This window comes from Proteus sp. G2626 (assembly GCF_009915985.1).
GTDB classification, from domain to species: Bacteria; Pseudomonadota; Gammaproteobacteria; order Enterobacterales; family Enterobacteriaceae; genus Proteus; species Proteus vulgaris.
Map to the genome: position 1 here is coordinate 306,435 of NZ_JAABNH010000009.1, position 17,148 is coordinate 323,582.

At 32.2% G+C, this 17,148-nt stretch carries 8 protein-coding genes; 2 read left to right on the plus strand and 6 right to left on the minus strand.

The features are described 5' to 3' along the window. Nucleotides 1-44 precede the first annotated feature (44 nt). The 4 genes from GWJ05_RS05755 to thrA form a co-directional block, all read right to left on the minus strand. Entirely contained in the window at nt 45-8,240 is an 8,196-nt protein-coding gene (locus GWJ05_RS05755) for an RTX toxin (protein WP_161681163.1), read from the minus strand. A gap of 162 nt (nt 8,241-8,402) precedes the next feature. Then, nucleotides 8,403-9,695 carry a threonine synthase gene (gene thrC, locus GWJ05_RS05760; RefSeq protein ID WP_087802938.1) on the minus strand — a complete coding sequence of 431 codons (1,293 nt, stop codon included), beginning with the start codon at nt 9,693-9,695 and terminating at the stop codon, nt 8,403-8,405. A 3-nt stretch (nt 9,696-9,698) separates the two neighbouring features. Next, nucleotides 9,699-10,649 carry a homoserine kinase gene (gene thrB / locus GWJ05_RS05765; protein WP_036932988.1) on the minus strand — a complete coding sequence of 317 codons (951 nt, stop codon included), beginning with the start codon at nt 10,647-10,649 and terminating at the stop codon, nt 9,699-9,701. Further along, a complete protein-coding gene (gene thrA / locus GWJ05_RS05770) occupies nt 10,631-13,090 on the minus strand; it encodes a bifunctional aspartate kinase/homoserine dehydrogenase I (protein WP_161681165.1) in 2,460 nt (819 codons plus the stop codon). The genes thrB and thrA overlap by 19 nt, the downstream gene beginning before the upstream one ends. Before the next feature lie 807 nt (nt 13,091-13,897). On the opposite strand from thrA, the gene arcA reads away from it, so the two are divergent. Then, nucleotides 13,898-14,614, plus strand: a complete 717-nt coding sequence (gene arcA, locus GWJ05_RS05775; protein ID WP_006535263.1) for a two-component system response regulator ArcA — start codon at nt 13,898-13,900, stop codon at nt 14,612-14,614. Between the two features lie 212 nt (nt 14,615-14,826). Here the strand turns inward: arcA and creA are convergent, their stop codons facing one another. After that, the gene (gene creA / locus GWJ05_RS05780; protein WP_174704115.1) at nt 14,827-15,285 is read right to left on the minus strand and encodes a protein CreA; all 459 of its coding nucleotides are present in this window, start codon (nt 15,283-15,285) and stop codon (nt 14,827-14,829) included. Nucleotides 15,286-15,506: 221 nt separating this feature from the next. Between creA and robA the strand changes: the two genes are divergently transcribed. Continuing rightward, nucleotides 15,507-16,415 (plus strand): MDR efflux pump AcrAB transcriptional activator RobA, encoded by a 909-nt coding sequence (robA, locus tag GWJ05_RS05785; protein WP_036932993.1) that lies wholly within the window; start codon nt 15,507-15,509, stop codon nt 16,413-16,415. A gap of 44 nt (nt 16,416-16,459) precedes the next feature. Here the strand turns inward: robA and gpmB are convergent, their stop codons facing one another. Then, a complete protein-coding gene (gene gpmB / locus GWJ05_RS05790) occupies nt 16,460-17,107 on the minus strand; it encodes a 2,3-diphosphoglycerate-dependent phosphoglycerate mutase GpmB (RefSeq protein WP_087802936.1) in 648 nt (215 codons plus the stop codon). Nucleotides 17,108-17,148 lie beyond the last annotated feature (41 nt).

The window sequence follows — 17,148 nt, forward strand, 5'->3', positions numbered from 1 at the left end:
AATAAAAGCAGCACTAAAATAAGTGCTGTTTTTTATATTAAGGATCACAAATGTTTTGTTACTAACGGTAAAGGTGACCATGTAGGTGATGGAACAAATTCACTGCCTTGCATTATTGTCAGTTGTTGCTCATTAAATTGAGCCATTTCTTGAATAATAACCGCAAGAGACGCCTCAGACAGTATACTTTGCTTTTCAATAACCGTTACGGATCGATTAATCTCATTTGGCTTCTTTTTTACAGTTAAAACAAACTGATTATCCTGAGTTTTATACTGTATATCATCCCCTACTTGAAAAGCAGTAAGTCTCTCATGTTCAGATAATCCGGAAATAAAAAGGTGACTGTGATTTCCCTCATCATAAACAATAACTTCACCATGACGTTTTTTCACAATATAAACATTATTGCCAGCCCCACCACTTAAATAGTCATTACCAAACTCAGAGATTAATAAATCATTCCCGCTCCCAGCACTGAGATTATCATTACCTTCTCTTGCAATTAAAATATGATGTCCATGATTCACTACAATATGATCATCTCCTGCCCCCGCATCTATGACAGAACTATTTTTATTATGATTAACAACGATATCATTCCCATCCATAAGATAGAGAACTGACAATAAGTCTATCGCTTGACTTTGCTCCTCTTGCAAGGTGACGGGAATAGGCATTAATTGAGAGTCAAAAGGATAAAGAGAATAGGCAGATAATGCCTCTTTATTTAAGGCTAGTGATTCAGGGATCATCAGTACATTATCTTCTGTATTCATCGCTAAATTTAAATCAGTAATAGGTATAAGCAAACGTTGCATACTTTCTTTGGTTGGAAGAGTAAAAATAATATTATCTTTATCAATAAAACGAAGATTCATACCCGATCCAAAAATAGCGTTAATACTCGACGGCTCAAAAAACAGTTTTAAGTGTGAGTCTGGATGATAACGATGTGATAAAATACCGTCACTAAATATCAAATCAAAACCACTAATATCGGATAAAAAGAAATTACTAGTATCGTGCTGAGATAATATGTCTATCTGTTTAGAAAATGAAAGACTGATAGTGTCATTTTTATCCGAAACTAAAAATGTTCTAATTTGATAACTATCATTGCCTGCACTTAACGTAATAAACGAATTCTTTGTAATACCAACATATTGATTATCTTGATTATTTCCCAGAATAGTAAATTGTAAATTTTCACCTGAAGAAAATCCACTATATTGTAATTGTGGCAATAAATTAATTTTTTTAGTCTTATTAGGGTATGAAATTAGCAAGGAATGAGTTTCATCATCTATATATAAAGATTGAAGCTCTTCTTTATTATTACTATATTTATCTATATAACTAAATTTATATAATATATTATTTTCAATGGTTTTATTTTCATTCGCTGTCAAGATAAAACCATCCATTGTAGTTAAAGTATATCGATGAGCTAATAAATTATTTTCCTTTTCATTATAAACATTTTTTAGTGTTATTAAATGAAAAATAGTCTCATTATTTCTATTTCCATCATTAACTTTAATATAAAAAACAATATCTTTCCCATAACGTCGAATAGAGTATATTTCATCAAAATTATAATTTAACCTTACAATACTAGATTGCAATTCACTTTTTTCATTAATAATAGTTTCAAACTGAACATTGTAATTTTTTTCTAACGATGATCTTAAAATAATATAACTATCATTTCCTTCGCCACCTTCAGCATATCCCTCCTGTAATACTAAAGTATCATTTCCTTCTAACCCATATAATAAATCAGTACCACCACCTCCATCTAAATAATTATCTTCTTGATTACCATAAATAGTGTCATTGCCTATTTCACTTCCTATGACATTTTCAATACTGTCTAAGTAAGCAATAACTTTTTGAGTTTGTAATACGATGTTAGGCATAGAATCAACTAATTGCTTAGAGTAAAGGCGCCCGTTCTCTTGATAGAGAAAAAGCTTAGAATGAAAATTTTGGCTATTTGTTTCTTCTGCTGATTTTTTAAATTTAACATAATTATCTAATAAACTCACTTCATAACCAGTATATTTATTTGTTGTTTTAATAATACGAAGTGTGTCACATCCCTCTCGTCCATAAAAACGACTGGCATAAAGAGGTGAATCTGAAGTAAATAAATTGAATATATCACTTTTATTTCCTCCACTTATTCTTTTCGTTCCATTATAAATATCGAAGTTATTTTGAGTATTTGAAGGGGCGGCAATAATATCATCACCATTATAAGTATTAAAATAGAAAGCGTCGTATTCACTCCAATCTGATTTATAATATTTTTTATATTGGTTAACTTTTATTAAATTTTCAGCAATCCTTTCTTCACCCAGTAGAAGAATACTATTTTCTCGTGTTGTTTTTATTTTTCTAAAAAAGTCACTCTCAACGATATCATCAAAAATAGGTGAATCATTATCAGAAATAATATCTATAGAATAACGCTTCAATTCATTAATATAAAAATCCATATCAAAAATAAGTATTTCATTTGTAGCTATAGCTTCTTTAGGAATATAATATTTATATTCTGTTTTTTCCAAACGAAAATGATAAGAGAGTGCAGCTATTTTCTCTGCTTCTTTTTGGCTCATGTTTAATGATATTCGCTGAGCAACATACTCACCAAGCGGATTTAAAATTGAATCTAATGTTTTTCCCATTAAATTAGGAATAACTTTATAATAATAATATTCTTGATATATTTGTTTTTCATTAGTATAAAAATAACGAGCAGAATCAGATTGTTTTTTTATTTCATCAAGATAATTAATCGCATTTTTATCAATCATTAATTCTAATTGCGCTTCCGTTTCCAAATAAATAATTTCATTTTTTTTATCCGGAATAAGATCTCCCATCAAAAATGCATAAAAGCCATTATTGAGTTCTTCAAATGGCGTAAAATGCACTTTTGTTTTTGATTCTTCAATTAGTCTTACTGCTGTATAAATTGAGGTTGCTAAAGCAATAACAGCACCAGCAACAATACCAATGGGGCCTGCAATAGTAGAGCCTGCGAGCATAGCAATAGAAACCCCCAATGTTACCAATCCAGATACTACAGCCAAAGAGCCATTGACAATATAATCAATACGTTGTTTTTCATTAGGCGCATCTGAAATTCGATTAAAATTATCGTAAACATTATAAATATCAAATCCAATAGAAAGCATATTAAGACCGACACCAACTCTAGTACTTATTTTATTGATATATTCTAATGGATTATGACGATATTTTAATAATCCTTTAGCCAAAGCTATTTCAATTATTTCAGAAAGACCATTGTAAGCCATTTCAGACCACATAATAGCAAGATTATGAATAATTTCTTTACGTTCTTTTGCTACTAATAGTGGATTATTAAGCTGTTCAGCAAGCATAAATGTAGCATTAATAGATTGCCACGTGCTAAAAGTAATATTTGAGTAACCAATTTTACTAATTATTCGCATATGGCGAGGAATATTTAATGAGAACTGCCTCAAAGTATCCCAATCATTATGATCATATTTTTTATTATCTAGATTAATAATTTCAGACAATCTTTCAGAGGCTACTAGATAATCAATTCTATTTGTATCGCTAGAAAGAAGATATTTAATTTTATCTTTTTTATTATTTAATAGAAACTTTAAAATAGAAATGACTTTCTTATCTTCTTCAGTTCCAGAAAGTGACAAAAAATAATCATTAAAACAAGATGGATCAAATGTTAATTTTTCTTCCCATTTATCGATAGTACTTAATGAAATTAAATCTATTTTTTTACCATCTATTTTTGCTCCTAGATGAATTAATAGCATTTTATCAAAAGAAAGATTATTTATTTTTACTATTTCTTTATTTTTATTAGATAAAATATTATTACTATTATTTAGATAATCTAAAATATTTAAATGACTTATCTTGTCAATTGCTTTGGCAGGCGACAATCCCTCAAATACGTTTTTATCACTATCTGTATAAATCATACATTGAAGCTTAGTAATTAAATATTTATAGTTTTCAAATGTAGAAATTCCATCTAATAATACTCTATATAAAATACCCTTTCTCTTTTCATCAAAAAATGAAGAAAGTAATTTTTCTGATAATAAACTTAAATTTTTTATTAAACTTGGATTGTCATATATTGCATGAATCAGTTCAATTGCTCTATTTGCTTTTTCAGTTAATGTTGAATTATCAGCTTCATATTGGTGATTTAAAAATACATGGTCAAAAGAAATTTCACCCATTAAATATTTATTAAATTCTCTATTAATTAATGGATCATATATTACTTGTATAAACTGACTTTTGATCATATTTTCATCAGCGACTCTAAAAATAGCTGATAACGATTCTGGATATATTAAATAGGCATCATGTATAGAAATATTATTATTAATAATTTTATCACTTAGATCTCTTAATACCTCTCTATGCTGTTCATTATTAATAATATCTACTTTCTTAATTAACGTTCCAATTTCTTCAATTGTAAGATCATAACGATTTATTTGAATATAGTTAAAAATATCTGCTATAGTTATATTATCTGAATAATCATATATTAAGGTTTTAATATCTTTTCGATAGCCTTTTTTAAATTCAATATTATCACGATAACTAGGATATAACTCAGAAACAAATTGATAAACATCTTTAGTTAAATGTTTATTTTCTATTTTTAATTTTTCCTCTGATGAAATAGATGTAATATCTTTATATTCCGCTTCAGGCGTAATAAAATTAGACAATGTTACATTCGTTAACAACGGCTTATCAATATAATTTCTTTCCGTAACGGGCTTAATAATAACATGCTCTTTTGAGAGCGATATCGTATTATTACTAATTTTATAAATAGGCATATTTAATCGTTGAGCAATGCCTTCAATAAAAAAATCACCGTATTGATAACTTAACAACTTCTCTTTTTTAGCAAAAATTATTGTTCTTTCATTAAAAAACTGATTTTCTATAATAATATTATATAAGGATTCAACCTCATTTTTTTGTCTAATAAACGATTGATTAAAAAGATTTTGCTTTTGATTTCCTGTTACAGTAACACGTATTCTATTTTTTAAGCAATAATCTAAAAACTGACTTATTTCTGGCTTATTATCTAAGTAGAGTGCTAACTCTTCACTTTTAACTCCATTATAAAAGTATATTATAATATCATCTTGATAACAATAATCTATATTATCAACAATAATATTGTCTATTATTTTACCCGTCAGAGTCGAATTTTCAGAAAATAAGAATTTAAAATTTTCATCATCATCATCAAATAATAAATAGCTACAATCTATTTTATTTTTATTTTGCCATAATGATTTTTCTAAAAGAACATATGGATTATCTTCATGAATATAGAAATCCTTTAGATGGTATCCATAATTTTTTTCTCTATAATGATTAAGAAAATAATTTTCTAACTGACCTATTTCATGAATAATCATTTTATTATTAAATTGCTGGTTTATAAAAAAATCAAAAAATAAATCATGATAAGATCCCAACCTATTATTTCTTTTTAAATCTATTTCATTCTTAATTAAATCAAGTAACTTATTTACATATTTGTTGTTTTTATACTCTAATAGATTTTTATAATTATCTTTTAGATGTAGTTTGTTGTGATCTTCTATCAATAATGTATTTTTTAATTCAGGAATATCTATTCCTTTAATTATCTCATTTAAATATTGGTAGTTTTCTTTAAATTCAATAGTATAATCATATCCATAAACGCCCATATTTCTATTTTTATCCGATAATAAATAAGGGCTTTCAATGATATTATCATAAATAAAGTTACTAATACCCCTTGTACCTTCATTAATTTCATTAAGCATTAATTGATAAAGTTTTGCAGCAACTAAACTATTTTTTTCAGCTAGTGCTATCAAATTATTTTTTCCATAAATAAACTCATCATAAAATAATTTATTCTCTAGTTTATCTTTTACTTTACTCAATATACTTTTAAGTGAGATATTTTTATTATTCTGATTAAAAATACCAATTTTATTAATAAGAGAAAAGCTTGAAACTAGTTTATCAAAATATATATTCCCATTTAACCCATTTATTAAAGAAATTATCTCATTTAATAAAACTATTTTATTCCCTTTTAATAGGTAGCTATTAATCTTAATTAATTCAGGATAGTATGTATCACTAAACTCTATATATCCCTTACCTTTCCTTATTTCTTGAAAAGAACCAAATTCAACTTCTTCGATATCAAAATCGTCATTATCATATTTATTTAAAATAATCTTACTTGCTTCACTATTTTCTATTATTTGCTCAAGATGATTTTTTATTAAATAAACACCGTCATCAACATTTGAATTTTTCACAATGACTTCTACTATTTTACTCTCTATTTTAAGCTCGACAACAAGCCCCACTTGTTCACTATAATGAATAACACGCCCAACAATATTATCATTGAAAGGTAATGCAAAACCTATCTTCTTTATATTTTCAGCAACTCCCTTATTTATCTCTATATTATTATAGTCCCATGCACTTCGGTAATTTGAAGTTTCTCTTCTTTTATATTCATCAAAAATAATATATTTTTTATTATCAACTTCATGAGATCCATAAAAATCCATTTTACTCGCCAAAACTTCATTTATAGATGAAATACTAGAATGCTCTAGTAATTCACTATTAGAATCAAACAAGGAAAATTTATGATTACTTTCAGAATATTTTTTGTACGAAATAGCAATCGCATGATCTTTAAAAGCAATAATAGCATAATAATCATCATAATTTTTCATAACATATTCTAAGTGTTCATTTATTTTATCTTTATCAAACACTATTTTTTTTATATGTGATTTTTTTAGTCCTCTATCCTCTAATATTTTGCTAAATTCAGTCGAATTTAATGAGTCAAAAATAAAATATTGTGCTTTTTCACTTAATCTCTCCATTTGAAAATGTTGAGACAATATAATATTCTTAATTTCTTTGATTAGATTTAATATTTCATATTCTTGTATACCACTAAATATAATAGAATCAAATTTATCAGCTATGACTTCAATTTTATCTTGATAAGAACGTATATTTTCTTTTAACCAGAATAAATATTTGTTTCCTCCTTCTAGACCATTATTTCTAACTTCAACTAAATAATTCAAACTCAGGCCATAACATAACCCAGCAAGAGTATGAATATGACTAAAATCATAATTAGTTTCTGTGGAAGTAATTAGATTAACTCGACTCATTACTCTTTCTAGTGGTTTTAATAGATCAATATATTGTGAAAAAATTTTTATACTATTATTTTTCATTTTAGTAATAAACCAACCTGTACCAACTTTATAAAGTAAATGTTCTCCACTGTCTGTTATCTGAGCATATTTAGATTTTGCAATTGTAAATGCTTCTTCTATATCATCGACATAAATATGCAGTACCTTTTCTGTCTTATTTAGTTTATCCCTAATAATAAAGATATTTTTATAAGAATAACTCTCATTAAGTTCGATGCTGATATCTTTATTAATAGTTATCTGTTTTTTTATTTTAATATCATTGATAATTTCTCTAATAATATCTTTATTACTTACTTTCCAACTTTGAGTTAGATTAAAATAACCAATATATTCTCTCTTATTATAAAATCGATAATGTAAGAAACTATTATTATCTTTATTTTTTATAACCTCATTAATTTTATTAATGAGGTTATTTTTATCATAAAAGAACTCAACATTCCCATCAAAATCAATAATACTAAAATTATGACTTTCATTATCTATTTGTATAAATAATTTTCCATTTTCTAACGTAAGGTAATAATCACCAGATAAATTATGGCGCATTAATAAATTTAGTTTTTCTTTTTGTATTTTATTAGGTTCTCTCCCTGCTAATTTTGCACTATTAAAAAACAAATTTTCTATACTTGAATTAATTTCTTTTTTAATAAAATCAAGACATTTAGTAAATTCATTTTTATTATAGAGTAAAAAATTATTATTTATATTTTCTATAAATTCATTTGCCGCATACTCATTTTGAGAAATAAAAATGGATATATAGTTTTCAATTAAAACTCTTTTTACTGAATTAAGAGAAAAGAATAACTCTTTATTATTTTCTTTTATATGACATTCTATTTTTAATACAATTTTATTTATATCATCATTAAATGCAATTTTTTTGAATCCATTCATATTTAATTTCCTTATTTTATAAAATTAAGCTATTAGAAATAAACTATATAAATTAATTTTTATTTATTTTAAATGCTTATTTTCTTATTTTTAATAAAAAAATAGCCCAATACTTTATTGGGCTATTTAATTAAATATAAATTTAATTATTTAAAGTAATTATTACTTAGGTGCTCTTTCAAGTAGGAATGCACGTAATTGAGCAAAATCGGCGGGTAAGAAGTGTGATAACAATTCTTTATCCGCACGTTCTGCTAGCTCTCTAGGAAGTGGCAACTCACCACCTAAAATACGTTCTACACTTTCTTTGAATTTTGCTGGATGTGCAGTACCTAAAAATAGTCCGTATTCTCCCTCTTGAAGTTCATCGCGCAGTAAACGGTAAGCAACTGCCGCATGAGGTTCTGAAATATAACCTTTTTTTGCTAATTCCCGTACAGTTTCTTCGGTTGTTTTATCCGTGACAGCACCATGAGAAAGATCAGAAAGATCCCACCCTTTACGACGGTACAATTCTTCAATACGAGGCCAGTTATTAGGTTGACTAACATCCATTGCATTAGACAATGTTGCAACAGTACGATGGGGTTCCCATTTTCCATTATCTAAATAACGAGGAACTGTATCATTGACGTTTGTTGCCGCAATAAAACGCTTAACAGGTAAACCTAAAGATTTTGCTAACAAACCTGCCGTTAAATCACCAAAGTTACCACTTGGTACAGAAATCACGAGCTGTTCATGCTTTTCAGTAGGAATTTGAGCAACCGCTTCAAAGTAATAACAAATTTGAGCAAGTAATCGACTAATATTGATAGAGTTTGCTGAATTCAAATACATTGTTTTCTTTAAAAACTCATCATCAAAAGCTTGTTTTACTAATGTTTGGCAAGCATCGAAGTCATCCTTAATTGCAACAGTGTGAATATTTTCACCTAATGTACAGAACAGTTTTTCCTGTAATGGGCTAATTTTGCCTTCAGGATAAAGAATAACCACTTGTACATTTTCTAATTTGTAAAATGCATGAGCAACAGCAGCCCCCGTATCACCGGATGTTGCAGTTAAAATAGTAACCGGTTGATTGCCTGCTACTTCTGACAACATTTGCGCCATAAAGCGGCCACCAAAGTCTTTAAATGCCAGTGTGGGGCCATGGAAAAGCTCTAAACAGCTAATATCATCTTCAACCTGAGTCACTGGGGCAGGAAATGCAAATGCAGTTTTAATTCGTTTTGCTAATACATCAGCTGGAATTTCATCACCTATAAATGCCGTTAAAATACGGCTACTGCGCGTTGCAAAATCAAGCGCTAATAATTCATCAATTTCATCTTTAGAAAACGATGGTAAGTCCTGTGGGAAAAAGAGGCCTTGGTGTTTACCTAAACCTTGCTTTACTGCTTGAGCAAAGCTCACTTGCTCTTGATTATCTTTTAAATTGTATAATTTCATGACTTACCCTATCTGTCTTGCGCCACGCGTATCTAAACGGCAGATATGCACAAAACCTTCACTGTTTTGTACATAGTGTTGTTTTAACCATTCGGCCATATCTTGTGCAATTTCTAATGAATCGGTGATGGTAAAAAGAGTAGGACCTGAGCCGGAAATGCCACAAGCCAATGCCCCTTTTTTTTGAGAAGCTTCTCTGGCCTTTTCAAATCCCGGAAGCAATTGAGTACGATAAGGCTCTGCTATCACATCTTTCATTAAATTGGCTGCCAGCTCGGATTGCTGTGTATGGCAAGCATGAATAAATCCAGATAAATAACGGCCATGATTAATAATATCTTCTTTTGAATACTGTTTTGGCAAAATCGCTCTAGCTTGTGCCGTAGAGACTTTAATTCCTGGGTAGGCCATTACCCAGTACCAGTCATCAAATGCAGGCACTGATTGGCAAATAATATCATTTTGCTCAAGAATGAGTTGTAATCCACCTAAATAACAAGGCGCAACATTATCAAAATGTACACTCCCCGAAATACGCCCTTCTAATTCACCCATCATTAATAATAATTGTCTTTCGTTGAAGGGTTTTTTAGCAAATTCGTTAAGTGCAACTAATGCGGCAACAACAGAACAAGCACTTGATCCTAAACCTGAACCAATTGGCATATTCTTCTCAAGTGTCATTGCAACTGGAAGTTCTTTGCCTAGTTTTTCACAGAATAATTGCCAACATTGATACACAATATTTTGTTTAGGATCAGCAGGCAATTTGCTAACAAAATGCCCTTTACTTTCCAGTGTAAATGATGATGCTGCTTCAATTGCGACACAGTCGCCAAGTAATTGCCCATCAATAGGTGAAACTGCGGCGCCGAGAACATCAAATCCGACGCTCACGTTACCTATTGATGCCGGTGCGTAAACTTTAACCACGCTTAAACTCCCAATTTCCATGATAAGGTACGTAATACATCTGCAAACACTCCAGCAGCAGTAACATCATTACCCGCACCATACCCACGTAGCACTAATGGGATTGGCTGATAGTAGCGAGTGTAAAAGGCTAAAGCATTTTCACCATTTTTTACTTTAAACAGAGGATCATTAGCATCAACAGCCATCATTTTAACTTGGCACTGCCCCTCATTAATAATACCAACATAACGTAATACTTTACCTTCTTTCTGCGCTTCTTCGACTTTAGCATCAAACTCAACATCAACTTGAGGTAAACGGCTTAAGAAATTAGCAACATCACCCGTGCTGTCAAATGAAGCCGGTAATACAGGCTCTACATCGATATCACTTAACTCTAATTTATAACCCGCTTCACGAGCTAAAATCAGTAATTTACGTGCGACATCCATACCAGAAAGATCATCTCGAGGATCCGGTTCTGTAAAGCCTTTTTCTTTCGCTGAAAGTGTTGCTTCTGACAAGCTCTTACCTTCATCTAACTGGCCAAAAATGTAAGAGAGCGAGCCAGAGAGAATACCATTAAATTGAACTAGTTCATCACCTGCATTAAGCAAGTTTTGTAAGTTTTCAATAACTGGTAAACCGGCACCCACGTTAGTGTCATACAAAAATTTGCGACGTGAAGCTTCCGCGGCTTTTCGGATTTGATAGTAATAATCCATCGACAGCGTATTCGCTTTTTTGTTTGGTGTAACCACATTAAAGCCATTTTGTAAGAAATTTGCATACTGTTGCGCAATTTCCTCATTTGATGTGCAATCAACAATCACTGGATTTAAGAAGTGGTACTCTTTTTCTAAACGAATAAGTTGACTAAAGCTAAAAGGCGCTTTGGCTTCTTTTAATGCTTGTTGCCAATTATCTAAATCAATACCCTGCATATTCGTTAACATCGCGCGCGAATTAGCAATACCACATACACGAAGATCAATGTGCTTATTTTTCAACCATGCCTGTTGACGATGAATTTGTTCGATTAATGCATTACCTACTCCCCCCACACCAATCACAAAAACTTCAACAATTTGATTTGTATTGAATAACATTTGATGGCATAAACGTACCGCATTGGTTGCTGAATCATTAGCAATAACCGCAGAAATAGAACGTTCAGAGGACCCTTGAGCAATAGCAACAATATTGATATTGCCACGTGTTAATGCAGAGAAGAATCGTGCTGAAATCCCTTTCAGGGTACGCATACCATCACCCACCACAGAGATAATCGCTACATTTTCCATAATATCTAATGGATCAAGTACGCCATCTTTTAATTCTAAATAGAATTCATCTGATAATGCTTTTTGCGCTCTTATCAGCTCTTTTTGTGGCACACAAAAACTAATGCTGTATTCAGAAGAAGACTGTGTGATTAGAACAACTGAAATCCCCGCTCTCGACATTACCGAGAACACGCGAGCCGCCATTCCTACCATTCCTTTCATTCCAGGCCCAGATACGTTGATCATTGCCATATTATTAAGGTTAGTTATTCCTTTAACAGGTGTGCTCTCATCTTTTTGACCATCACCAATCAAGGTACCCGGCGCATCTGGATTGCCCGTATTTTTAATTAAACAAGGTATTTGGAATTGGGCAATAGGCGCAATTGTACGAGGATGAAGTACCTTGGCACCAAAGTAAGACAGTTCCATTGCCTCTTGATATGACATGCCTTTTAACAAACGTGCATCAGGCACTAAACGTGGATCACAAGTATAAACACCGTCAACATCAGTCCAAATTTCACAGCATTTAGCACGTAAACAGGCTGCTAATACTGCAGCTGAGTAGTCTGAACCATTGCGACCTAATACAACCAGTTCACCTTTTTCATTACCGGCGGTAAAACCTGCCATTAAAATCATATCGTCTTTCACGATATTAAGTTCCAAAATGCGACGAGTCGATTCAGGGATATCAACGGTAGATTCTAGATAGTGACCTTGTGCGAGTAAGTTTTTTACAGGATCAATAACAGTGACATTATAGCCACGAGCTTGTAAAACCGATTCCATAATGGCGATCGAGAGCTTTTCACCACGACAAATCATTGCCGCATTGATGCTATCAGGACATTGTCCTAATAACGAAATTCCATGAAGGATATGTTTAATTTCAGCAAATTCACGCTCAACTTTATCTTTTAAACGTTCATAATCGAAACCAGGCTGTTTTTCTCTTAAACCTTGTAATAAATTGGCAAAAATTTGTTCGGCTTCTCGTACTTGAGTGAGGGGATCTTCGCCTTCTGCCGTTTTTTCAATCATTGCAACCAAATAATTTGTTATTTTAGCTGGTGCTGATAATACAAGAGCGACTTGTCCTTGCTCTCTTTTTTTCTCAGCGATATCAGCAACATTCAGCACACGCTCGGCATTGGCAACTGAAGTTCCTCCAAATTTTAACACTCGCATACAACTCTCCTGATTTTTCACCCAAAAAAAAACCCGCATTTCTCAATGCGGGCTTTTTCGATTTTCGTTTTTTATATGCGACAGCCCGTCCCGCAATATAAAATTCCGGTGGTGGTAATAATTGTCATTTTAACTGGGCTGTAACTACGCATAACTATCCTGTCTGTCTCAAATTTAGTTTGACTATATACTGGTTAAAGCAAAGCGAGAGAGATGTCAATTTTTTTCTTTTTTTTACTCAAAAAATAAATTTCACCTAAATGAAATATATTCGATCGTTACTCCTATTGTAGTATAGATATTGCTATCACAAAGGGATAAATAAAGAAAATAAAGCTACTATTTTGGTGTTATTTGGGGATTTGTACTTTTATAAGGAATAAGGTATTTTAGGCTCCTTTAATTTGTGTAACAAAACTGGTAAAAAAAATAATCCCCACTATATTTAACATATATTTTTCTTTTACATTACATAAATCAAATTATATAGTTAACTATTGAAATCAGGGTTAAGCTGTTATCTTGATTTTGATATGTGTCAACAAAAGTTAGCTTTTTAGATGGTATTTAATACAACTGGTGTTATATTGCTGTTAATAGACTATGGGCGTTTTGCATTCTGATTTTAGCGTTCATTGTCGATTAAAATCGTAATTTTTTTGTAATAACGTGATGGTTATTTATCGAATTTCAATCTGGGTCTAGTTTTTGCGTGCTAATAACAAAAATGAATAACCACACAAGTGCACACACAGAAGTTAAACACAGATTTCCTTTTTCTATTTTTGGTAATTTTAGGTAGCAAATATGCAAACCCCGCACATTCTGATTGTTGAAGACGAAGTAGTTACTCGTAATACCCTGAAAAGCATATTCGAAGCTGAAGGGTATATCGTACACGAAGCCACTGATGGCAACGAAATGCACAATGTTCTCTCTGATCACGATATTAATCTGGTCATTATGGACATTAACCTTCCTGGTAAAAATGGGCTGTTACTGGCTCGTGAATTACGAGAACAGGCAAGTGTTGCATTAATGTTCCTAACGGGTCGTGATAATGAAGTTGATAAAATCTTAGGCCTTGAAATTGGTGCTGATGATTACATAACTAAACCTTTTAATCCTCGTGAATTAACGATTCGTGCTCGTAACTTGTTGTCACGTACCATGAATTTAGTTAATGGCACAGAAGAACGCCGTTTAGTCGAGAGCTATAAATTCAATGGTTGGGAGCTTGATATTAATAGTCGCTCACTGATCAGTCCTGCTGGTGAACAATACAAATTACCACGCAGTGAATTTCGTGCGATGCTACATTTCTGCGAGAATCCTGGAAAAATCCAAACTCGAGCAGAATTACTGAAGAAAATGACAGGTCGTGAATTGAAACCGCATGATCGTACTGTCGACGTTACAATTCGTCGTATTCGTAAGCATTTCGAATCTACACCAGATACTCCTGAAATCATTGCCACAATCCATGGTGAAGGTTATCGTTTCTGTGGTGATTTAGACGAGTAATTTGATTCTATATCAAATAGTTAATTTATAAAAAAACCCCCGATTTTTATTCGGGGGTTTTCTTTTATCTAAAATCGTCTTAATAAAATCACAAAAGGTGAAAATTGATCTCAGCAACTATTTTGAAAAAAAATAGAGCGACTTGTTAAAAAAAATTTCAAACCTTATTCAGATTAATTTTATTAACCATTGAGTTATCTAATAATTCAAAATCACTCTTTCCACGGCATAATAGGCACTGCACTAATCGCGTTTTTTGGCGATCCATCAATGACTTTATCGGAATAGGTTAGGTAAATCAGCGCATGACGCTCTTTATCGTAAAAACGGACAACTTGAAGCTTTTTAAAGACTAAAGACGTTCTTTTTTGGAAAACAACATCACCTCGATTTTTTCCTTTTATCACCTTTTCACTTAACTCAATAGGCCCCACTTGCTGGCAAGAAATTGCCGCATCTGCCGTATCCTCAGCAAGACCTAAACTTCCTGAGATCCCTCCCGTTTTTGCTCGGCTTAAATAGCAAGTCACATTTTTAACTTCAGGATCATCAAACGCTTCAATCACAATTTTATGGTTAGCACCAAAAAACTTAAACACAGTATCGACATAGCCAATTTCTTCCGCTTTTGCCATCAAAGAAAAAGGGAGTAAGATAGACACAGCTAGCATCTTTTTGAAATTTAACATATTTACTTTGTTCCATTGAAAAGATGAGAAAATAATTAAACCTAGAATAAAACAATCTTTTGCTAACTGATAGAAGAATTTGTGTACATCTATCACCGAAAAAGACTATATTTTACGATTACCTAACAATATAACTTGTTATAGGTGTTTAGCCTATTTACCATCTACAACAATAAATAAACGAATATGACTAAGGGAGATGTATGGATCAAACCAACATCATACGTGATTTGCTCGCTTGGCTTGATAGTAACCTCGATAAGCCATTATCCCTCGATAATGTCGCAACCAAAGCAGGCTACTCCAAGTGGCATCTACAACGCATGTTTAAAGAAGTTACAGGACAAGCGATTGGTTCTTATATTCGTTCAAGGCGTCTATCTCGCGCTGCCGTTGCATTACGTTTAACGAGCCGCCCTATTTTAGACATTGCTTTGCAATATCGTTTTGATTCCCAACAAACGTTTACCCGTGCTTTTAAAAAGCAATTTAATAGAACTCCAGCTCTTTATCGTCGCACTGATGAATGGTGTGCGGTAGGAATTTGCCCACCAATTACCTTAGATCCTCAACATTTACCTAAATGGGAATTTGTGCAGTTATCTGAGAAAAAACTCATTGGTATTGAGCAAACATGTAGCCATACACTTGAACAATGGGCTGATGCCTGTTCTGATATGCGCCAAACATTTTGGCGTTACTATATGAGCAAAATAAATGCGGTTCCTCACCAAGTTTATGGTCTTCATCATGCACAACATAGTGATGAACATGAAGATGAACAACGTGTACTTTACACCACTGCAGTTGAACCTGACTATGCAACATTTATTGAGGATGATGCAGCCAATGAGGTCTCATTAGCCGGTGGCGATTATATTCGCTTTGATTTCGAAGGTGAGGCGAAACGAGGTGCAATGCAGGAGTTTTTATTCCTGATTTATGGTGTTTGTTTACCCACTATGGGGCTAACTCGCCGTAAAGGTTATGACGTCGAAAAATACTATCTTAAAAATGTGCGTTACAGTAATGAGATGGTAACTGAACCACAAGATCATATCGAACGCTTTGAATATTACATCCCCATTAAACGTGAAGATGTAACCGCATAAGAAAAAGCTCTCTTGATAATCATTTCAAAGAGAGCTTTTATTTTTTAACGTTGAACTTCATCTAATGCAGTATCAGTAAGATGACTTACATCACCTGCCGTTTCAATCACCCAACCATTGGCAAGCCAAGGACTATTTTGATAATCGACACGTGATATTGAACAATTACGCAGTCTTAAACGACGTTCTGCATATGCAGGTAATCCCAAAACTGTACTCAATAAACACCCTAATGCAATACCATGGCTCACTAAAAGTGGACGGCTATTTTGGGGTAAATCAAGGCATTGATTTAACGCAGCCTTCATTCGGGTCGCTAATTCTGCCATTGATTCTCCTTGGGGAATTCGCCCATCAGGTGTACCATCAATCAAACTCTTGCGCCAAGCCTCTTCTTGTGTCTTTAATGTTGCGATCTCTCGCTGTTCAAGAACGCCCATATTGAGTTCACGTAAACGTGAGTCAGTGATTACTTCACAGCCACAAGCTTGTGCAATGATTTCTGCCGTTTGACGAGTACGGCCAAGATCGCTTGAGATAATATGGGTAATGCCTGCTGATTTTACTTTTTCAGCAACTTGCTGTGCTTGACGCACACCATTTGCTGTCAGTGGGCTATCAGATTGCCCTTGAATACGTCTCGCCACGTTCCATTCAGTTTCACCGTGGCGAACAAGATAGACCTGTAACATACATTTTTTCCGTTATACTGCTCTAATTTTTCAAAGGATGA

Bases quoted from the DNA above. Each gene is read 5' to 3' on its own strand.
- arcA (WP_006535263.1), top strand. From the start codon at position 13,898: ATGCAAACCCCGCACATTCTGATTGTTGAAGACGAAGTAGTTACTCGT.
- thrA (WP_161681165.1), bottom strand. From the start codon at position 13,090: ATGCGAGTGTTAAAATTTGGAGGAACTTCAGTTGCCAATGCCGAGCGT.
- GWJ05_RS05755 (WP_161681163.1), bottom strand. From the start codon at position 8,240: ATGAATGGATTCAAAAAAATTGCATTTAATGATGATATAAATAAAATT.
- thrC (WP_087802938.1), bottom strand. From the start codon at position 9,695: ATGAAATTATACAATTTAAAAGATAATCAAGAGCAAGTGAGCTTTGCT.
- creA (WP_174704115.1), bottom strand. From the start codon at position 15,285: ATGCTAGCTGTGTCTATCTTACTCCCTTTTTCTTTGATGGCAAAAGCG.
- thrB (WP_036932988.1), bottom strand. From the start codon at position 10,649: ATGGAAATTGGGAGTTTAAGCGTGGTTAAAGTTTACGCACCGGCATCA.
- robA (WP_036932993.1), top strand. From the start codon at position 15,507: ATGGATCAAACCAACATCATACGTGATTTGCTCGCTTGGCTTGATAGT.
- gpmB (WP_087802936.1), bottom strand. From the start codon at position 17,107: ATGTTACAGGTCTATCTTGTTCGCCACGGTGAAACTGAATGGAACGTG.